Genomic DNA, 21,713 nt, shown 5'->3' on the forward strand with positions numbered 1-21,713 from the left:
CTTACCATTTTGATAGAAAAAGGAGAGACAGTCATGCTGAATGGCTGCCTCTCCTTTTTTTGGTCGTTTCGCACCGCGGCACTGGAAAGTGCTCTCGCCGCCGTATAGAACAGGGAACCGGCCGTACCAGAAAATAATAGCGGACATTTGTGGTCTTCCTTAGTTTTCCACAAAATAATCCTTTAGAAATCAGCGCTCTTAATCGCATTTAAAGCCGTGAAGGCAGATTCGTTCCTACCCCTGTGGAAAACGAAAATTCAGCATCGATAACCTTAGTAGTAAATTTGGGTAAAAACCCCTCAATCCGGGGAATTCCTATGATGAACGTACCAGGTAACATCGCACAGAATTAGTAAAATATTAATAAAGATTTTAAAAGAATAGAGACAACTATGGGCAAAAGCACAGCAGCAAAGACAGCGAAGGGAGCCGGAAGTGGATTGCGGTTCCAGCGTTATTTCTCGAAGGAGGGAACGAATGTTTATGATCTTTTCACTTACGAGAAGCGCTCGTCGGTTATCCGGAACCCTGCCGGTGACGCAGTGTTCGAGATGAACGACGTGGAAGTTCCTGCTTCATGGAGCCAGGTGGCTACCGATATCCTTGCACAAAAGTACTTTAGAAAAGCAGGAGTTCCTCAGCCTGATGGCAGCACCGGCTCTGAGAAGAGCATTAAGCAGGTTGCCCATCGTATGGCCAACTGCTGGAAGCAATGGGGAATGCGCTATGGTTATTTTGCCTCTCCTCAGGATGCCGAGATATTTTACGACGAACTTGTCTATACAATTGTCGGTCAGCTTGCTGCCCCTAACTCTCCCCAGTGGTTCAATACCGGACTGCATAGCTCTTACGGGATTACAGGTAAACCTCAGGGCCACTACTATGTAGATCCTGAGACGGAAGAACTCACCAAGTCCACTTCAGCATATGAGCGTCCTCAGCCGCACGCATGTTTTATCCTTTCTGTTAACGATGACCTCGTTAACGAGGGTGGCATCATGGACTTATGGGTGCGCGAAGCCCGTATCTTCAAATATGGATCAGGCGTAGGCACCAACTTCTCCTCTATCCGCGGCGAGAATGAAAGACTTTCAGGCGGCGGTTATTCTTCAGGCCTGATGTCATTCCTTAAGATTGGCGACCGCGCTGCAGGCGCTATTAAATCGGGTGGTACTACCCGCCGCGCTGCTAAAATGGTGTGTCTTGACCTCGACCATCCCGAGATCGAAAACTTTGTTAACTGGAAGGTAGAGGAAGAACGTAAGGTCGCAGCTCTCATTGCTGCCGGTTATTCTTCCGATTACGAAGGAGAGGCTTACCGCACGGTATCCGGACAGAACTCCAATAACTCTGTTCGTATTCCAAATGCATTTTTCAGAGCACTCGAAAGCGGTACAAGCTGGGATCTGATCGGCCGTACTGATGGAAGGACGATCAAGTCTATCTCTGCTGAGAAATTGTGGCAGGACGTTGCTTTTGCTGCATGGGCCTGTGCCGATCCTGGTGTTCAGTACGATACGACCATCAACGAATGGCATACCTGCCCTGAAGGCGGACGTATTAACGCTTCGAATCCTTGCTCTGAGTACATGTTCCTCGATAATACGGCGTGTAACCTTGCTTCTATCAACCTAGCGCATTTCTGTGATCCTAAAACATTTGTTTTTGATGTAAAGGGCTTCGAACACGCCTGCCGCATCTGGACGGTGGTGCTCGAAATCTCCGTACTGATGGCGCAGTTCCCTTCGCAGGAAGTAGCTCAGTTATCATACGATTACCGGACGTTAGGTCTTGGTTATGCTAACTTGGGCTCGATGCTGATGGTAGCGGGCATTCCTTACGACAGCGACAAGGCAAGAGCGATCGGCGGCGCCATCACAGCCGTGATGACCGGAACCGCTTACTCTACTTCTGCCGAAATGGCCAGAGAGCTGGGTGCGTTCAGACGTTACGAGGACAATAAAGAGCACATGCTTCGCGTGATGAGAAATCATCGCTTTGCGGCATATAACTCAACAGAGAATTATGAAGGTCTTGAGATCGCGCCTCCGGGAATCGATCCTAAATATTGCCCCGACTACTTGCTATCCGCAGCATGCAATGCCTGGGATAAGGCGGTAGAACTTGGCGAAAAGTACGGCTACCGCAATGCTCAGACTACTGTGATCGCTCCCACCGGAACCATCGGTCTGGTGATGGACTGCGACACAACTGGTATCGAGCCCGACTTCGCCCTCGTGAAATTTAAGAAGCTTTCAGGCGGTGGTTACTTCAAGATCATCAACCAGGCAGTTCCTACAGCTCTGAGAAACCTTGGCTATAAAGATCATGAGATCGAAGCAATCGTTAACTACGCCAAAGGAACTGCAACCTTAAAAGGTGCACCTCATGTCAATTTCGATTCCCTGCTGGCCAAAGGCTTCAAGCAGTCTGAAATCGAAAAGCTAGACAAGGCCGTGATCTCAGCTTTTGAGATAGGCTTTGTGTTTAACCAATGGACACTTGGCGAAGACTGCCTGAAGCGTCTCGGGTTCAAACCTGAGAAATACAATGCGCCCGACTTTAATCTCCTCCGCGCTCTAGGATTTAGCCGTCAGCAGATAGCTGAAGCAAATGAATATGTATGTGGCACCATGACGATTGAAGGAGCGCCATACCTCAAGGAAGAACACTATCCTGTATTCGATTGCGCTAACCGCTGCGGATCCAAAGGAAAGCGCTACATCCACGCTCACGGCCACATCAAGATGATGGCAGCAGCACAGCCATTCCTTTCAGGAGCGATTTCCAAGACAATCAATCTTCCGAACGAAGCAACTGTGGAAGAGATCAAAGACTGCTATGAGCTGTCGTGGAAACTAGGCTTAAAGGCTAATGCACTTTATCGTGATGGTTGTAAATTATCTCAGCCGTTGTCTACCAAAGCATCTAACGCAGAAGAAGAGCCAATCGACAGTGTAGAAGAAGTGCTTGGAGAAGCAGCAAATGTGAAGCTGAGCGACCTCACTCCTGAGCAGGTCCTTGAAGCGGCCCGGGCTATCATCGAGAAGTCTACAGATACAACCTTTAAGCGTCAGTTATCATCGGTGGTACAACGCAAGATGCTTCCGTCAAAACGTCGTGGGTTTACCCAGAAAGCAGCGGTAGGCGGACAGACCATCTATGTGCGTACCGGAGAGTATGAAGATGGAACCTTAGGCGAGATCTTCGTGGACATGCACAAAGAGGGCGCGACTTTCAGATCGCTGATGAACTGCTTCGCTATTGCAGTATCAGTAGGTCTGCAGTACGGTGTACCATTGGAAGAGTTTGTAGACAAGTTTGCCTTCACCCGCTTTGAGCCTTCCGGAATGGTGGCAGGCCACGACAACATCAAGAGCTCGACCTCCATCATTGACTATATCTTCCGTTTGCTCGGATATGAGTACCTGAACAGGACCGACCTGGTTCACGTCATTACGGAAGAGAATGCTATTCTGGGCAACCCTCAGATGGCCGATGAAGATGAGAACGCGTATGAAAACGACTTCGCAGAGACTCCCGCAAAAGTGAGCGGAGATAAAGTTTATAAGCCTGTGCTCGACATCTCCGGAGGAGCGCAGTCTGATGCGCCGGCATGTACCAATTGCGGTCACATCATGGTTCGCTCGGGAACATGCTACAAATGTTTAAATTGCGGTACTCAGGGCGGCTGTTCGTAGCAGTGCAGTCCTCGGGACCTATAGAAATAAAGAGACCAGAAAGAAGGTCTTTCGGTTAAATGTTCAGAAGAGGAGCTGCCCTTAAAAGGCGGCTCCTCTCATTTTTGGAAGAACGCTTTAGGCTGTTACGTCTCCCGTTCGATACTGTATATCTTCTAAGATGATTCAGACAGGCACTGTGTGCGGGTTGAGTCCGGGTTGAGTGCGGGTTAAGTGCGGTTTTTCAGGCTAAAAACCGGAGTCAAGCCGCACGCACTCCTCACCTGTCCTGCACTCAGGCAAAAGATGAAACGGTTCAGGAACGAACTTGTTTACCTGTTGGTGGGTTCCTTATACCTGAATCCGCGATCAACCCACGGTTTATAAGTAGGAAACAGCTGCATTGAGAGAAAGTTGTTCCGACTGGTGCTTCAGTTATTTCTTAATTCTGTTTGTTTCTGACTCGAGCCCTGTAGATCGGTTCCGGCTTGGCTTGATTTCGTTCCTGCCGAAGCGATAAGAAAGACTAAGTCTGACCACCTGCGTCTCGTTTTTCTGGTGTAACGAGTAGTTGAGGCCGGGATAGGCGCTCGTCACTGTTTGCTTTCTGGTATTGAAAATATCATTTACGGCCAGTTTAAGGTTTACCTTCTTGTTGTTGAGCGATTGATTTATCCCTGCGTCAATGCCATATTGAGGAGATATCCGAAAGGTGCCGTAAATCAAAGCCGACTGGTAATCCCCGCTTACCTCAAGTGAGGTAGTTTTGCCGGCTTTGAAATTGTGCCCTGAGTAAAATTGGAAAACTGTTTTGCCGTTATCCAACTTCTGTCCGTTTAAGTCAGGGCTATTAAAGCCGAGGTAGAAGACGTTTATATTCGTATTGCTGCTCCACCATTTGCTGAAGCTGAAGGGTGCGCTCAAGGTGGCGTTATAGCCGGTTTGCTTAGCCAGATTTTTGTTGGTTTGATAGAGAGCCTGTTTTTGAGCGTTAGGTAAAAGAACCTCAGCGATCACGTCCGATGTAATATTGTAACCCAGCGACAGCGTGTAAGCCTTCTTGAAGGTGTAGGAAAGTTCAAATGCGTCGGTGTACTCCGGATTCAGGAACGGATTCCCCTGATTGTAGGTATACTTGTCGAGGTAATACTCAAAGGGATTGAGGGCGTCGTAACTCGGCCTGTTTATTCTTCTGCTGTACGACAGTCCGATGTCATGATTTTTGGATAGCTCCCGCGAGATCACCGCACTGGGGAACAGGTTGAAATAGGTTCGCTTTACAACCGAATCGGTCGTTACCAGGTTTCCTCGCGAGCTTGTTTGTTCGCCCCGGAGACCCGCCTGAATAGTGGTTTTTTTCATTTCGAGCCGGTAATTAATATAAGCGGCGTGTATGTTTTCGTCGTAGATGAAGTGATTACTTCTGGTCGGGTCATTTTGCCACAGGTCGTTCCTGAATCTGTTGAATTGAAAGTCATTGTCAGTCTTCACAAAACTGCTTTTTATTCCTGTCTCAATCTTCATCCCCTTTTTGAGCGGATAGGAGTAGTCGGCCTTTAACGCATACACATGAATCCTGGAAGGCGTGCGGTTTCTCAGCAATTCAGGCGTAGTAAGGTTGGGAGCTCCGGTATAGTAATAAGTATTGTCGTAAAGAGTCTTGTCATTGCCATAATAATTCGAGTAATCCAGGTCTACCGTGAGCTCCTGCCCGCTCGTGTCTAAAACGGATTTAAAATTGAGATTGTAGCTGAGGTTCCGATACTTGTAGTCCCCGTCATTAGCCGACACTACCGAAGAGTCTTTGCTGCCCCACGCAGCTCCGATAATGGTATTGTTTGAGTATAGTTCGCCTCCATTGTTGATATATCCGGTGACCAGGGCGCCCAGTGTGTTGTTTTTGTTGATAAAGTAGTCGACGCCAGCCTTAAAGTTGTTGTTTGCATTTTTTCTGTTGGACCCTCCTTCCTGATAGAAGTAAGTATCTCCTCTGCTTCCGGCGCTGATCCTGTCAATCTGCATATCCTGGAATCTCTTGTTATTCGAGTAATTGTAATTTCCGAACAAGTTGATCTTTTTGCTTCTGTTATTCAGCGTTAGTCCGGCATTTGACTTGTAGTTTTTCCCATATCCGGCCCCTGCAGTGAAAGTTCCGTTCGTCCCGTAGTTCTTGTTTTTCTTCAGTTTGATGTTGATGATACCTGATTTGCCAGCAGCTTCGTATTTCGCGGAGGGATTGTTGATGATCTCTATCGACTCGATCTCGTTGCTTTGCATGTTTCGGAGGAGGTTAGCCAGGTCGGCATTACTCATATACGTCTGTTTCCCGTCGACCATGATCAATACGCCCTGTCGGCCCTTAAGCGCGATGTTATCGTCCTTGTCTACGCTCACCCCGGGGGCTTTCTGCAGCACCTCCAGGGCCGTAGAGCCTACAGCGACGCTGCTGTTTTCCACGTTAACAATCAGCTTGTCGGCCTTTCGCTCAATAAAAGGCTTTTGTGCGGTAACGCTCACCTCCTTTAAGTTTTTACTTTCGGCAATAAGTTTTACCGGCTCCACGTGGAACTGCTGAGCAGCGCTTTTCAGCTCAAAGGGCGTGCTTTTGAAGCGCTTGTACCCTACAGAGCTGACTGCGATCAGGTAACGGCCCTGCGAAATGGCGTTAAACGTGTATGCGCCCTTCTCGTCGGTAACTACAGTTTTTACCAGACTGCTGTCTTTTGCCGACAACAGGGTTACCGTTGCATACTCTATGGCAGTTGCCTGCTGGTCGGTTACCTTTCCAACTACCTGCCCCAATGGCTGTCCGAGCAAGGATATGCTGCTTGTTAAAAACAGGAGCAAAACAGTAAAGAACTTCGATGGATTGATCATTTTCCCTGGATTTTTATTTTGTTTGGAGCATAGCCCTTCCCTGAAGGGCATTTTACTGCCCTTCGGAAAGGTTTTTTCGATTCCTGATTAAGATTTTTTTCGTTTCGTTATTAGGACGACTCCGGGGAAGGGATGGTTACAATAAATTTTCAATTTTTTACTGCTTTTGCTTATGCAGGCTGGACGAGTCGGCATTACATTTTAGTCCGTCGGCCGACATGACCCATTCGGAAGGAGTTTTCCAGTCAGTTTCTTCCGGAAGGCAGTCGCGTAGATTGTAATTGTGAAGACGTGGATTCAGATCTCCATCGATAATAAGACGCGTACTTTCAGGCACTCTGAGCGTTACTTTTACTTCCTGTCCGCGATAGGGGTACTTTTTGTTGATGTAAAAGTATTTATCGAAGGTTAAGACCGAGTCCGTTTGTGTAAAGCGATATGTAGTATTTTGCGCGTTCTTCAGCGCTGCTTCAAAATTCTTTCCCCGCGCAGAGAATTCTTTGGTGACGGAGTAGGTTCCGTCGGTGCTTTTCTCGATGTAGAGGTCAAATTTTGTGGCCATACCTATTTCATTATCATCATCGTCGATTAAGATCCTGCCCTGGAACTTGTCTCTGGCGATATTGTAGTCGATGCTATCCTGGCTTGTCAGGAACTTCGAGGCATTCTGATTTAAGTAAAGAACAGGAGCTGGTTTAAGGGTAGTGGTTTGCTCAAATCGTGCATCTTCCTGAAATTCAGAGCCAACTTTTGATCCGTAAAATACAGCGAGTCCGAGGCCGGTGATCCAAAGGATCAGCATTGCAAAAGAACCAGTTTTGGTGAGCACGCGTTTATTGAAGAGAACCCTCATGGCAAAGAGGATAAGAGCCACTAAGGGGATAACGATGAGGAGGAATGCGGCGAGAAATAACTGACTGCGGTACTCCGGATTGATGACGTTGATCGGGAAGGTCTGGAAGTCGGTGTTATCCCAAAACCCGAAGGTGAATATCAAGCCGATGACAATGCCGAGCAGGGCCATGATGCCGGAAAAGATGATAAGTCCGCCGATTACCTTCACCAGTATTGTCAAAGCCTTTTCGAGAAATGAGCCGAGTGAGGTGAACATCTCTGTTAGAAAGTCGGCCGTCTTCTGCATGCCGGGACGTGCACTTTGATGAAGAGCCTGGAGATTGCCCCTTACGGCCTCAAGTTCCTCGTCGAAATTCTTTTTAAAGTTCTGCAGATTGATGGGTTCGCCTTTCATGGCCATCTTGTCGGCACGACTGCGAGCCTCAGGCATGATGATCCACAGTAAAGCGTAAATAATGAGTCCTGTTCCCCAGAGCAAGGTAACGGCGACGGTAATAAGGCGCACCCATTTGGCGTCCATGTCGAAGTAATGCCCGAGGCCGGCACAGACCCCTCCTATTACACGGTCATCGGGATCCCGGAAGAGCTTTCTTTCACGCTTTACGTAAGGCTCGCTGTATGGCTCGTCCTCATCACGAGGATCAAAGTCGGCGACGCTGCCCATGCGTGCAGTGATCTCAGTAACATCATCCAGGACAATGACCTGCTTGCCTTGTTCGGCCAGACGCTCATTGAACATCTCTGCCAGGCGGTTTTCTATATCAGTGACAATTTCGTCGCTGTCGGGAGAATAGGCAAAGTGACGTTTTACCTCCGTCATATAGGCCCTCAGGACCTCATAGGCATCTTCCTCTATGTGAAAGACGATGCCGTTCATATTGATGATAATGGTTTTGTTCATGACTTAACTATCTAGAATGGTTTGGCTGCCAGTTTTATTTATCGACTCGTTTTTATTATGCTTCTGTTTCCGGGCTGAGGCGCCCCGTGGATATGTTTACAGCGTAAACAAGCTCCTCCCAGGTCTTGTCGAGGTGGCGAAGGACTTCTGCACCCGCCTCTGTGAGTTTATAGTATTTCCGGGGAGGGCCGGACGTTGATTCAACCCAGTTATAACTGAGCAGGCCGTTGTTCTTTAAGCGGGTGAGCAAGGGGTATAATGTACCCTCTACCACGAGGAGCCGGGCCTTCTTCAACTCCCCGATGATATCGGAAGCGTATATCTCGCCCCGCGAGATAACGGACAGGATACAGTACTCGAGTATCCCCTTCCTCATTTGGGTCTGCGTGTTCTCTACTATCATGATACAAAGATATGTGTTTTAGATTGTATTATGCAATACATAGTACTAGAAGACGGTACATTCTTGAAAGCTTGATAAGTAGAAGTGCTTATTTTGTAAAATAGGCACCTAAAACTTTTGAAAATTAGAATTTTGTCACACTTTTACATTTTTATTTTTTAAAACGTAAATGAAAAGATTTTTATCATTTTTATTTTATGCTGTGCTTCTTGTCTCAGTGGCTACAGCGCAGGAACGTACTATTACGGGTACGGTGACGGGCAGAGACGATAAGCTTCCTTTACCCGGAGTGAGTATTAGAGTTAAGGGGACGCAAATCGGTACCCAGACTAGCGGAAACGGCCAGTATTCGATTAAGGTTCCTGGAAGTAATTCGGTCCTTGTTTTTTCATATGTCGGTTATGCTGCTCAGGAAATACAAGTCGGAGCAAGAGCTAACGTCGATGTTGCTTTAGGGACAGATGCAAAACAGCTTGGAGAAGTGGTTGTGGTTGGATACGGAACGCAAAGCAGAAAGAGCATCACCGGAGCAGTTACCAGGATTGGTGGTGATGCTGTGGCGAACATTCCCGTTCCAAGTTTGGAATCAGCTATTCAAGGTCGCGCTGCTGGTGTATTTGTAGAGGCTCAAAATGGAAAACTTGGTCAAGGCATTAAGATCAGGGTAAGAGGATCTTCGTCCATATCTGCGGGCAACGAACCGCTTTATGTTGTCGACGGACTTCCTATTACAACTGATAACTTGTCAAATAGCGGCGGGTCGACAAGTCCGCTTGCTGACTTAAATCAAAACGACATTGAGTCCATCCAGGTGCTCAAGGACGCTTCAGCCAGTGCTATTTATGGTTCACGTGCATCAAATGGGGTTGTCATCATTACGACCAAAAAAGGTAAGGCTGGTCGTACCAACGTTAACTTCAACACCTATTACGGGTGGAGTAAACCAACAAACAAGCGTAAGTTCCTCAATGCAGAGCAATACGTGACTCTTTTAAGGCAAGCCGCAGTAAACGGCGCTCCTGCTCTCGTAGAGAGCGGAGATTTCGAAACGGAACAAGATGTAATAGATTTTGTAGAAAGTCGTCTGAGGAGGTATTCGGCAGGCAATGATGATTACAAAACGTTCAAAGTTAACACGAATTGGCAGGACCAGGTAATACAAGATGCACCGGTTCAGAATTATAATCTGACCTTCAACGGTGGTTCTGAAAAGACCAAGTTCTATATATCTGCTACTTACAATGATCAAAAGGGATTTATCATCTCTAACAGGATCAACCAATATAACATACGGACGAATTTGGAGAATAAGGTTAACGATTGGCTCAATATTGGTGCTAATCTGAATTTTGTTCGGACTCTCAATAAGAGGCTTCCTGGTGATAACGCATTTGCAAATCCATATCAGATTACAGCTTTATCTCCTATTACTCCGGCAATTGATCCTCGCACAGGGCTAACTAGCGGAGCGTTAGATTTGGCGACCGGTGAGCCCAACGGAACTTATCCCGCCTATTTTAATCCTGTATTGAGTGCTGAGAATGCGTATTACAACACCTTGGTTTATCGCAATCTTGGCAATGTATTCGCTGATGTTAAATTACTTCCGGAGTTGAACTTTCGGACAGAGGTAGGCGGAGATGTTCTGAACCAGAATGAAGACTCGTATTATGGTCGGTTAAATGTGAGGAATATCGGTACACCTAATGGGTTTGGGGCCAGTTATAACACGTCTGTCCTAAACATAAATACGAATAACTTCTTTCAATTTAATAAAACGTTTGCAAGCGATCACAAGATAGACGCCGTACTCGGAACAAGTTATCAGATGCAGCGCATTAATACGAGCTCCGCACAGGGACAACAATTTCCAAGTGATGCTTACAAACAGCTAATAAGTTCTGCAGACATTATTGGAGGTAGTAGTACAGAGACTCAATACTCTCTCCTTTCGTACTTTACCAGGATAAATTATAGCTACAATAACAAGTACCTTTTGTCTTTGAGTGGAAGAATAGATGGCTCATCCCGCTTTGGAGATGACCATAAATATGGTTTTTTCCCGGCTGCATCGGCGGGATGGATCCTCACTGAAGAGGACTTTTTGAAGGACAACAGGGTTCTGTCTAATTTGAAGGTAAGGGCTAGTTATGGCGTAACCGGTAATTCTGAAATATCAAATTTTGCATCCAGAGGGCTTTATTCAGCATTTAGTTATGCCGGGACTCCGGGAGCGAGACCAACTCAGCTTGCAAACCCCGACCTTAAATGGGAAAGTACCAGTCAGCTGGATCTGGGTTTAGACTTTGGCTTCCTAAATGGAAGAATAACAGGAGAATTTGATGTTTACGATAAGAGAACCAAAGATTTGTTGTTGAACATTCCTGTTCCTGGCACCTCTGGCTTTACGACCGTCTATAGGAACATCGGCAAGCTCCGTAACAAGGGCCTTGAGTTTAACTTAAATTCATATAACCTCACCGGAAGCTTCCAGTGGTCTACAAATCTTAACTTTTCTATGAATAGGAATAAGATAACCGGACTTGGCGGTCAGCTTATAAACGGCTCCTCTGGCGTTAACATAGCCAAAGAAGGCGAAGCCATAGGTGTTTTCTACATTCCAGAGTATGCAGGTGTGGACCCGCAAAACGGAGACGCTCTATACTATAAGAACACAGTTAACTCAGACGGTTCCATTGACAGGACTAAAACAAACAATTACTCAGAGGCACAAAGGATAGTGGCGGGTAATCCTAACCCTAAATTTATTGCGGGTCTAGGTAACAATTTCTCATACAAGGGCTTTGATTTGTCAGTTCTATTACAGGCTACTTATGGGAATAAAATTTATAATGGAGCCGGAATATATATGTCAGCAAGTGGCAGCAATGGCTTTGACAACCAGACCGAAGACCAGGCTGGAGCTTGGCAGAAGCCGGGAGATCAAACAAATGTTCCGCAAGCAAGGCTGTATTCAGGAAATGGTGCTGAAATCAGTACACGTTATATGACAAGCGGTTCATATTTAAGAGTGAAGAATGTCACCCTCGGTTATAATCTTCCGAAATCCGTTTTAACCAAGATTAAACTTCAAAGTTTAAGGGTATATGCTACTGCTATTAATCTCGCTACCATCACCAAATATAAAGGATGGGACCCTGAAGTGAATTCAGACGATTTCGCATCCAGTACTACTAGTGGTAACATTAATCAGGGCTACGATTTTTATTCAGCACCACAAGCAAAAACAATTACGTTTGGAGTAAATGTAGGATTCTAAGCAACTAGACGATAGAAAATAATGAAAAGGATTTCTAAAATAAATATACTTACAATCTTGTTAGCGGGATCGCTCCTTTCAGGATGTAGTAACGAACTAGACATCGAGCCTAAAAATTCGGTCGATGCCGGAATGGCGCTAAACACCTCTAACGACGTTAAGGCAGCGTTAGTTGGAGCATACACAGCTCTCGTACAAAATGGCACCTCCAGCGAATCCCTGTATGGCGGCCGCTTAATGGTTTCCACCGATCTTATGGCTTATACTAGTGATCTGAGCTTTGGAGGAACCTATACTCAATATCTTCAAATGAGCAGAAGGAGTATAACAGCTAATAACTCTTTTGTTGCCAATATCTGGACTACAGCTTATAATGCAATAAACGTTTGTAACAACGTTTTAAATAAGATTGACATCGTGACCAGTGATAGTAAGGATCGGGTAGAGGGTGAAGCGAAATTTTTAAGAGGCCTGATCTATTTCGACTTGGTGAGAACATACTCCCGAGCCTGGAACGATGGTAACCCTGAAACTAATCCGGGTGTACCGATTATACTTACCCCTACTACTCCTCAGAATATAGCTGAAGCAAAAAATGTTACCAGAGGTACCGTGGCAGCCGTATACGCTCAGGCAATAAAAGACCTGACAGAAGCGGAAGCAAAGCTTCCTGACGAAAACGGCTCTTTTGCCACGACATACGCCGCTTCTTCGATTCTTGCCCGCATATACCTCACTCAGGAGAAATTTGAACTTGCAGAAACAGAGGCGTCAAAAGTATTAGCAGCTAACTTCAGTTTAATGACTTCGTATAAGGACGAGTTCCCCGATCCTGATCCTGCCTCACATGTTAATAACACCACAGAAGATGTATTTGCAATACAAATATCAAATCAGGCTGGCTTTAACTCCTTTAACGAAGTATATGCTCCCACTGATAAAAGCGGTCGTGGCGAGCTGCTTATCACCGAAGCCTATCTTGATCGTTTCGAAAATAACGACGTAAGAGGAAAGTTTTATCAGGGCGACCGGGAAACAGGGGAACTTTACACTAAGAAGTTTTTCAATGCTTATGGCAATGTAAAAATGATTCGTCTGGCCGAGCTTTATCTCATAAGAGCAGAAGCAAGGGTTAGAAAATCAAGCTCCGACATAGATGGAGCGCTCTCTGATCTCAATATGATAAGAAGACGTGCGGGTTTGACTGATTTTGAAAGTTCAAATCCCTCCTCTATTTTCGAAGAGGTTAAACTCCAGAGGTTTCTTGAGCTCTCTTTTGAAGGTCAACGCCTTTACGACATCAAGAGATACAAGGAAAATGTTACCAATGACATTCCGTACAACTCAAAGAGACTTATCTTCCCAATACCACAGAGGGAGATTGATGCAAATCGAAATTTGGTGCAGAATTAAGGGAGAGGATATTACTTTTATCTGGTTTAAGCGGGCTTTTCAAGGAAGGCCCGCTTTTTGTTTTTTAAAAAAGTCTTTGTCGTCGTTAAGAGTTTAAAGACGTTTAATACATTCAATTTGTACTATTGTTTAAATTTTTGTTAAAAAACTGGCGATAATAGTTTGAATACTGGAATAAATATTACAACTTTATACTTTAATCATTAATTTAGAAAGAACATATGAAAAAACTTTTATCAAGTTTATTCATCTTGTTGCTATTTGCGGCAAATGTAATAGCTCAAGAGCGTACCGTAACCGGTACGGTAAAAGGGAAGGATGACGGGCTTCCTCTTCCCGGAGTAAGCGTAAGAGTAAAGGGCTCTACAATCGGTACTCAGACGGGCTCTAATGGCCAATTTTCTATTAAGGTGCCTGGAAATAATGCAACACTCGTTTTTACTTATATTGGGTATTCAGAGCAGCAGGTCGTTGTTGGCGCTAAGACTGTAATTAATGCTCTCCTCGTCTCAGACACAAAGCAGCTTGGGGAAGTAGTTGTAACGGCCTTAGGTATCTCTCGACAAGCAAAATCGCTTGGGTATAGCGCATCTGTTGTTAAATCGGATGAACTCACTAAAGCAAGAGAGACTAATGTACTAAATTCGCTTGCCGGTAAAGCTGCCGGTGTTAGAATTAATTCCCAATCTGGTACATTAGGGGGCTCGACAAAGGTGGTTATAAGAGGAGTGAACTCCTTGGGGGCTAGTGAAGTGTTGTTTATCATAGACGGAGTTCCCGTTAGTAACGGGACTTCTTCGGGCGGAACCACTTCCAATAACGTGGATTATGGTAACCGAATTGGAGACTTGAGTTCGGACGACATTGAGTCGATGACCGTGTTAAAGGGTGCAGCCGCTGCGGCTTTGTATGGTTCGAGGGCAAGGGATGGAGCCATTGTAATCACTACGAAAAAGGGCAGCAAAGGTCAGAGCGTGTCAATTGACGTAAACTCTTCCATGAGATTTGATAATCCTCTTGTCCTTCCGGATTTTCAGAACGAGTATGCGCAAGGCACGTTTAATCCAACAACTAAGCAATACGATTACAGCCTGAAGAATTTAAATGGCTGGGGTCCTAAGATTGCCGATGTTCAGAATCAAACGTTTCCCAACTTCTTAGGGAATCAAGTTACGTTACAGGCGCACCCAGATAATGTTAAAGATTTTTTTGACACAGGTGTTTCGTACCTGAACAACGTGGCTTTTTCTGGCGGAGATCAAAACTCTGACTATCGATTGAGTTTTAGTGCTGCTAACGAAAAAGGTATAATTCCTAACTCAAAGTTGGGGAAGTACAATTTTTCAATTAACGCAGGTCGGCAATTCTCTAAGACCTTGTCATCAAGGTTTAGTGGAAGCTACAGCCGGATTTCGGCAGACGGCAGACCAGCGCAAAGTTCGAATAATCTTAATATAATTACTTCGGCAGTTTATGGTTTGCCGAGGACGATCGATATAAACGATATAAAGAACAACTACGAAGATCCTGTTACGAAAAATCAGATATTCTTGTCATCAAATCGGGATGGTAACAACCCTTATTGGATAGTCAACTATAACACCAACAATAATAAGGTTGACCGTTTCGTGGGATCCTATACGTTGAACTATAAGCCGACTACTTGGCTTACTGTCAACAATAACCTAGGGGGTGACATTTATCGCGAGAGACGGACGTCTGTTGTTAGAAAAGGAACTGCCGGAACGTTAAATGGAAAGTTCTCAAATTACGATTTATTCTATCGCCAGATTAACAACGATTTCATTGTAACGGCTGAAAAGAATGATCTAGTTAAAGATTTAGACCTGAAATTTATTTTAGGAAATAATATCAATGAAAGGGAAAGCCAAAGCACAAACGTTGATGCTCTTGATTTAACGATAGACCAGCTATGGAATTATACGAATGCAGCGAGCAAAAACCCTACTTTGGGTTACTCTAAAAGACGAGTAATTGGTGTTTATGGAGATCTTAGTCTTTCTTATAAAGACTATTTGTACTTGGATGTTACCGGGCGTAATGACTGGACATCTACACTTCCGGTTCAAAGCCGGTCTTACTTTTACCCATCTGTAGGCGGTTCTTTTATCTTTTCAGAACTGCTGAAGGATAAAAATCTGGACTGGTTAAGCTACGGTAAACTTCGTGCCAGCTGGGCTTCGGTGGGCAGTGATCTGGATCCATATAATCTTGATTTTCAGTATAACCCGGTCTCCACTGTCTTCATGCAGTATGTAAGCAGTACTGCTGTAGCATTTCCTACCGGTTCTATTTTAACAGCTTTTACCGGACCTCGAATTCTTCCCAACGCGAACTTGAAACCACAGCGTCAAAACTCTTATGAATTTGGCGCTGAAATGCGATTTTTAAATAACCGGATAGGCTTTGACTTAACGTATTATAATACGAAAACTAGAGATCAGCTTATTCCGATAGATGTTGCAATTTCGACGGGGTATTTTGCTAAGTATGTGAACGTTGGACTAATATCTAACAAAGGAATTGAGCTTGCCGCCAACTTTGAGCCGGTCAAGAATAAAGATTTTACGTGGGGAATTAACGTTAATTTTGCAAAAAACAAGCAAAAAGTTGAGGAGCTCGCTCCTGGTCTTACTCAGTACAGTTTGGCAAGCGGATGGAGCGGTCTCCAGATTAAAGCTAAACCTGGAGAATCTTTTCAATTATATGGTAGCAAGTGGGAACGGGATTCTGTATCTGGTCAGCTAATCTTGAATTCTAGTAGCGGACTTCGTACAGCAGTTGCCGACAAGCCGTTGGGAACGATTTATCCTGATTGGACGATGGGTATTTCAAACGAACTTCGATATAAGGGTGTTTCATTGAGCGCTCTTGTCGATATAAGGCAAGGTGGTGTATTTTATTCTGGAACGGTCGCTGCGCTCAGGGCGTCTGGACTAGCTAAGGAGACTGCAGGAGACAGGACGCCAATTGTGGATCCTGGACTGATGAGACAGGGCGATAAGGGGACTCTAGTTCCTAATACGACGCCAGTAAGAAGTATGCAAGATTATTGGAATACTAACTACGCTACTTCTCTTACCGAAGCAAATGTATTCGACGCATCTTTCATAAAGCTCAGAGAGGTCAGACTGTCTTACATGCTTCCAAAGTCTCTCTTTAGACAAGGTAGCGTAATTAAAACAGCTGAGATAGGTATTGAAGCGAGAAATCTATGGTTAATCAAAAGTCATGTGCCTCACGTGGATCCGGAACTTAACTTTTTCGGAGCGGGAAGTGTTGGAGAAGGTGTCGAATTTAATAGTGTTCCTTCCACTCGTTCGTTTGGTGCAAACTTGAGGTTGTCATTTTAGAAAAAAGGAAGAAATAAAATGAAAAATAAGAATATACTCCTGCTTTTTTGGGCATTAGTAATGCTTGCAGGAACATCGTGTAATAAATATCTTGATATCAATAAGAGTCCGTTGACGGCAACGGAAATAGAGCCGAAGCTGTTATTTGGTTATGCAATAACCGCATGGGATGTTAATAAAAATAGCGGGGACGCATGGATCCCGTTGTCTTTTATGGCGCAGAATTTGGCAAGCGGCAACGACCTGGACTGGTTTGGAGGTAACTCGTATGACTTAAGTCCGAACACCTTAGGAAATACCTGGAAAGTTTACTACAGTACTGCCGGAAATAATCTAAAATTAGCTATTAGAGCAGCAGAGGGGGCTGAGCCAGCAAATAATAATGCAGCAGCTCAATGTAAAATCGTCCTGGCACAGCTTGTGTACGAGGCTACAACGCTGTATGGAGATGTTCCTTTTTCTGAGGCATGGGATCCTGAGAAAAATCCTTATCCTCATTATCAGCCACAAAAAGAGGTGTTAGAAGGCGTAATTAAGTTATTAGACGAAGCAATGGCTCAAATTGACGAAGCTAGCCCGCTAAAAATATCAGATTACGACGTATTCTATAAGGGCGACTTAACAAAATGGAGAAAGCTCGCCAATTCTATCAAGTTTAAAACCCTGATGGTAATGGTTGACAAGGATCCGTCCAAAGCGAGTGCTATTGGAGAATTGTTAAACAACCCTTCTTCTATGATGTCTTCTGCCGCTGACAACTGGGTATACTCCTACTACACGGCAAGTAATCAGGAAAATCCTAAGTTTAGGTTATTTAAGACCTATACTAATGAGACAAATACCTTCCTTTACGCTCATAAAAACGTGTATGATTTTATGGCGCCGAAGAATGATCCCAGAATTCCAAGGTACTTTAAAACCGGGGCCGACGGTCAATATCACGCACTAGCTTCTGATGAACCGTATAATGCAAATTCTTCGCTGATTAGCGATTATCTCTATCGTAAGGATGCTCCTTCAGTAATCACTTCGTATCAGGAAATAGCTTTGCTCAAGGCGGAAGCTTATGCAAGAGGATTAGGAGTGGCCCGGGATCTGGCAAAAGCGCAAGATTTGTATCGCGCGGGGGTGGAAGCTTCAATGAAGTTTTATCAAGCTGATAACGGAGCAATTGCTGAATATGTGAGTGATCCAGCTCGTTTGGTGCCGTTAACCATCGCGACGGATCCTGTTAAAGAGATTCATATCCAGCAATGGTTAGATTTAATGGATCGGCCAATGGAGGCTTTTGTTCAGTGGAGACGCTCGGGACCTGAGGGAAGTGAAGTTCCAGCATTGACTGTTCCTCCTCGCGCAACGCAAGGGCCTCTTATAAGAAGGTTTCCTTTATCTCCTGACGAATCTGCTGCCAACCCTAATATTCCTAATCCGCAGCCTAAGTATTATGATAAGATGTGGTTCGATCTTTAGGTTTCGGTTTTCGGAAAATTGAGCGATTTAAAACGTAGCAAAAAAAAGCAGAGTGACATTCACTCTGCTTTTTTTTGCGGGCTGCATAGCTTGCGATAATAGGGTGTGGGGTGCGTTGCATGAATACTTCGGGTGCTGATAACGCTTATTGTGATGGTTTGTTTTCGTATTTTACACTTTTTATGGTAAAAAGTTAATACTATAAGGATTTTTGCACTATCTTTAAGAAATCATTAATTTATTTAGGTGTATGGTTAGAAAACTACTAAACATTGTACTGCTTTTTGCTTTCATAGTAGGGGCCTTGACGGTAAATGGTCAAAGTCGCTCGATTTCTGGTAGAATTACGAGCTCGGATGATGGAGCCTCACTTCCTGGCGTTAGTGTTAGATTGAAGGGGACATCCATTGGTACTCAAACAGGGGCTGCTGGTCAGTTTTCGATCTCTGTTGCGGGTAATACGTCCGTATTAGTTATTTCATATGTTGGTTATGTCACAAAGGAGGTTCCGGTAGGATCAAGATCAGTAATAAACGTAGCCCTCGTTTCTGACACTAAGCAGTTGGGGGAAGTAGTGGTGGTAGCCTATGGTACTGCAAAAAAGGAAGCTTACACGGGTTCTATGGCTCAGGTTAAGAGCGAGGACATAGAAAAGCGCCCTGTTACGAATGCGATCAATGCCCTAGCTGGTGCTGCTCCAGGTGTTACTTTAAATTCGGCAAGTGGTCAGCCGGGATCCGCTCCTTCTATCCGTATTCGCGGTATCGGATCGGCTAACGCCTCTAATAGTCCATTATACGTTGTTGACGGAGTGCCGTTCTCTGGAAGTATCGCCAATCTGAATACCAATGATATTGAAAGTATGTCAGTGTTGAAGGATGCTGCCGCGTCGTCACTCTACGGGGCACGCGCTGCCAACGGGGTTGTGATCATTACAACCAAGAAGGGTCGTATGAATAACGATCGTACCGATGTGAGAATTTCCCAGGGAATTGTAAACCGGGGCATACCTGAATATGAACGGGTCAATGCTTACGAGTATTATCCGTTGATGTGGGAAGCAAGACGCAATTCCCTTGTTTATAACAGCGGACAGACATTGGCCGCGGCTAGTACCAATGCCACAAATGGTATCAAGGGCTTGCTGGGATATAATCCTTTTAAGGATATAGCCAATAATGCTATTGTTGGGACAGACGGAAAGTTAAATCCTGATGCCAAGCTTCTTCCTGGTTACGCAGATGATTTGGACTGGGCAAAGTACCTGCAAAGGACCGGACACAGAACAGATGTAAACTTGGGATTCAGTGGGGCGACCGATAAAAACGACTACTTTATGTCCATGGGGTACCTGAACGAAAAGGGATACGTGCTGAAGTCGGATTACCAACGGTTTACCGGACGTATCAACTACAATCATCAGGTGAAGAAGTGGCTGAAGTCTGGCTTGAATCTGGCCGGAACAGTAACACGCTCTACTCAGTCCGCCACTCCGTCGGACGGGGGAACTTCGTACAACAATCCCTTCTACTTCAGTCGGAACATCGGCCCGATCTACCCTGTTTATGTGCATGACCTGGCCACGGGGGATTATGTAACGGATGCAAACGGTAAGAAGATTTACGACCTCGGCGGCATGACGGCTTATGGTCTTCCCGCCAGGCCCGCAGGAGCAAGTAACGGCCGCCACGTACTTGCTGAGACTGAGCTGAATAAAGAGGTCTTCAAGAGGAATGCGCTGAGCGGAAGAACTTATTTGGAGGCAACCTTCTTAAAAGACTTTAAGTTACGGGTGAATGCAAGTGTGGACATCAGTAATTACTGGAACGCCGAGTTTGAAAATACTCTGGTCGGCGACGGCGCACCGGCAGGACGTGGAACCAGAAATAGTACGATTACTACCGATATCACGCTGAACGAACTCTTAACTTATACCAAAGCTCTCGATCAGCACCATATTGAGGTACTGGCCGGACACGAGAATTACGATTATACGTATAACTACCTGAACGGCGTAAGGCAGGGTTTGGCTATTGGAGGATTGGACGAACTAATTAACTTCACCACGACCAACGAACTGTTATCGTATAAGGACAAGTACAAGACAGAGGGTTACTTCTCACGACTGAACTATGATTACGCAGATAAGTACTTCTTATCAGGATCATTCCGTCGTGACGGGTCCTCGAGATTTTATGAGAAAAATCGCTGGGGCAACTTCTGGTCTGTTGGCGGCGGCTGGCGTCTTGACAAAGAAGACTTCATGAAACTTAGCTGGGTAGACCTACTTAAGATCCGCAGTTCTTATGGCCAGGTGGGTAACGATGCGGTATTAACGCAGTCGGGCAATGCAAATTACTATTCTTCGCAGTTGTTATATAATCTGGATAACAACAATGCACTGGAACCAGGCGTAGCACTGCAGGAGGTGCTCGGAAACCAGAGTATCGAATGGGAAAAGAATTCACAATTTGATATTGGTACAGACTTTAGTTTCTTTAAAGGGAGATTAGGCGGCAGTCTGGAGTACTTTAACCGGACATCAGATAATCTGCTTTTCTTCGTTCCTCTACCCTTGTCAAGTGGCGTGATCTCTCAGATCCAGAACATCGGTTCTATGTCTAACAAAGGCTGGGAGCTTGCGCTTAACGGTACTCCGGTTAAGTCGAAAGGTTTTGAGTGGAATATCGACTTGAATATTACGACCATTAAAAACGAAGTGACCAAGTTGCCTCAGAAAGAAATCGTCTCAGGAACTAAGAAACTGATGGTGGGGCATTCATACTATGACTACTGGCTTCGCGACTGGTATGGAGTAGATCCTTCCGATGGTGCGGGACTTTTCGTCGCTACGCCGGAGGCTGCAACCGATGTCCGTACCGTAAATGGGGTAAAAGTGACCACAAATCAGAACAATGCGGCTTATCATTATGCGGGTACAGCTCTTCCTGACTATTACGGGAGTTTTAACAACACGTTTTCGTATAAAGGATTCTCGTTGTCGACCTTGTTTACCTACCAGATCGGAGGAAAGATCTATGACGGCGTTTACGCTAATCTGATGCACTCCGGTACTTACGGGACGGCTCTGCATAAAGACATGTTGAACCGTTGGCAAAAAGAAGGAGATAAAACGGGCGTACCTAGAATGGATAACAGTAAGACGTCCGTGTTTGGTTCTGCTTCTGATCGCTGGTTGATCGACGCCTCTTATATCGCTTTGAAGACGGCTACATTGAATTACACGCTACCAGTAAAGCTGAGTTCGAGACTTAATCTAAAGAATGCTAATGTGTATGTGAGTGGCGAGAATCTGTTCCAGAAATCAAAAAGAAAGGGACTTGATGCATCTCAGGCATTTAGTGGAGTCACATCCAATTACTATCAGCCAGCCCGTATTGTGACGTTAGGTTTAAATGTTTCACTGTAATTTGATTAGAAGAATGAAAAAAATATTATT

9 protein-coding genes are annotated in these 21,713 nt (G+C 45.0%); 6 read left to right on the forward strand and 3 right to left on the reverse strand.

Annotated features, from left to right (window positions below):
* Positions 1-392: 392 nt before the first annotated feature.
* Positions 393-3,701, forward strand: coding sequence for a vitamin B12-dependent ribonucleotide reductase (locus tag ACES2C_RS06405; protein WP_374166155.1), 3,309 nt, complete (start codon positions 393-395; stop codon positions 3,699-3,701).
* Between the two features lie 414 nt (positions 3,702-4,115).
* Here the strand turns inward: ACES2C_RS06405 and ACES2C_RS06410 are convergent, their stop codons facing one another.
* The 3 genes from ACES2C_RS06410 to ACES2C_RS06420 form a co-directional block, all read right to left on the reverse strand.
* Positions 4,116-6,557, reverse strand: coding sequence for a TonB-dependent receptor domain-containing protein (locus ACES2C_RS06410; RefSeq protein ID WP_374166156.1), 2,442 nt, complete (start codon positions 6,555-6,557; stop codon positions 4,116-4,118).
* A 157-nt stretch (positions 6,558-6,714) separates the two neighbouring features.
* Entirely contained in the window at positions 6,715-8,313 is a 1,599-nt protein-coding gene (locus tag ACES2C_RS06415; RefSeq protein WP_374166157.1) for a PspC domain-containing protein, read from the reverse strand.
* Between the two features lie 55 nt (positions 8,314-8,368).
* Complete coding sequence (locus ACES2C_RS06420; RefSeq protein ID WP_374166158.1) at positions 8,369-8,716, reverse strand: PadR family transcriptional regulator; 348 nt, start codon at positions 8,714-8,716, stop codon at positions 8,369-8,371.
* Between the two features lie 169 nt (positions 8,717-8,885).
* Between ACES2C_RS06420 and ACES2C_RS06425 the strand changes: the two genes are divergently transcribed.
* The 5 genes from ACES2C_RS06425 (at position 8,886) to ACES2C_RS06445 (ending at position 21,683) form a co-directional block, all read left to right on the forward strand.
* Positions 8,886-11,996 (forward strand): SusC/RagA family TonB-linked outer membrane protein, encoded by a 3,111-nt coding sequence (locus ACES2C_RS06425; RefSeq protein ID WP_374166159.1) that lies wholly within the window; start codon positions 8,886-8,888, stop codon positions 11,994-11,996.
* Between the two features lie 21 nt (positions 11,997-12,017).
* Entirely contained in the window at positions 12,018-13,409 is a 1,392-nt protein-coding gene (locus ACES2C_RS06430; protein ID WP_374166160.1) for a RagB/SusD family nutrient uptake outer membrane protein, read from the forward strand.
* Between the two features lie 221 nt (positions 13,410-13,630).
* Positions 13,631-16,783 carry a SusC/RagA family TonB-linked outer membrane protein gene (locus ACES2C_RS06435; protein WP_374166161.1) on the forward strand — a complete coding sequence of 1,051 codons (3,153 nt, stop codon included), beginning with the start codon at positions 13,631-13,633 and terminating at the stop codon, positions 16,781-16,783.
* A gap of 18 nt (positions 16,784-16,801) precedes the next feature.
* On the forward strand, positions 16,802-18,253 hold the full coding sequence (locus tag ACES2C_RS06440; protein WP_374166162.1) for a SusD/RagB family nutrient-binding outer membrane lipoprotein: 1,452 nt from the start codon (positions 16,802-16,804) through the stop codon (positions 18,251-18,253).
* Positions 18,254-18,503: 250 nt separating this feature from the next.
* Entirely contained in the window at positions 18,504-21,683 is a 3,180-nt protein-coding gene (locus tag ACES2C_RS06445; protein ID WP_374166163.1) for a SusC/RagA family TonB-linked outer membrane protein, read from the forward strand.
* The last annotated feature ends 30 nt before the right edge of the window (positions 21,684-21,713 follow it).

Source organism: Arcticibacter sp. MXS-1, from assembly GCF_041902385.1.
Taxonomy (GTDB): Bacteria; Bacteroidota; Bacteroidia; order Sphingobacteriales; family Sphingobacteriaceae; genus Arcticibacter.

What these genes read in the sequence shown, in the direction of transcription:
- ACES2C_RS06415 (WP_374166157.1), bottom strand. Translation starts at nt 8,313, where the DNA reads ATGAACAAAACCATTATCATCAATATGAACGGCATCGTCTTTCACATA.
- ACES2C_RS06425 (WP_374166159.1), top strand. Translation starts at nt 8,886, where the DNA reads ATGAAAAGATTTTTATCATTTTTATTTTATGCTGTGCTTCTTGTCTCA.
- ACES2C_RS06445 (WP_374166163.1), top strand. Translation starts at nt 18,504, where the DNA reads ATGGTTAGAAAACTACTAAACATTGTACTGCTTTTTGCTTTCATAGTA.
- ACES2C_RS06420 (WP_374166158.1), bottom strand. Translation starts at nt 8,716, where the DNA reads ATGATAGTAGAGAACACGCAGACCCAAATGAGGAAGGGGATACTCGAG.
- ACES2C_RS06435 (WP_374166161.1), top strand. Translation starts at nt 13,631, where the DNA reads ATGAAAAAACTTTTATCAAGTTTATTCATCTTGTTGCTATTTGCGGCA.
- ACES2C_RS06430 (WP_374166160.1), top strand. Translation starts at nt 12,018, where the DNA reads ATGAAAAGGATTTCTAAAATAAATATACTTACAATCTTGTTAGCGGGA.
- ACES2C_RS06440 (WP_374166162.1), top strand. Translation starts at nt 16,802, where the DNA reads ATGAAAAATAAGAATATACTCCTGCTTTTTTGGGCATTAGTAATGCTT.
- ACES2C_RS06405 (WP_374166155.1), top strand. Translation starts at nt 393, where the DNA reads ATGGGCAAAAGCACAGCAGCAAAGACAGCGAAGGGAGCCGGAAGTGGA.
- ACES2C_RS06410 (WP_374166156.1), bottom strand. Translation starts at nt 6,557, where the DNA reads ATGATCAATCCATCGAAGTTCTTTACTGTTTTGCTCCTGTTTTTAACA.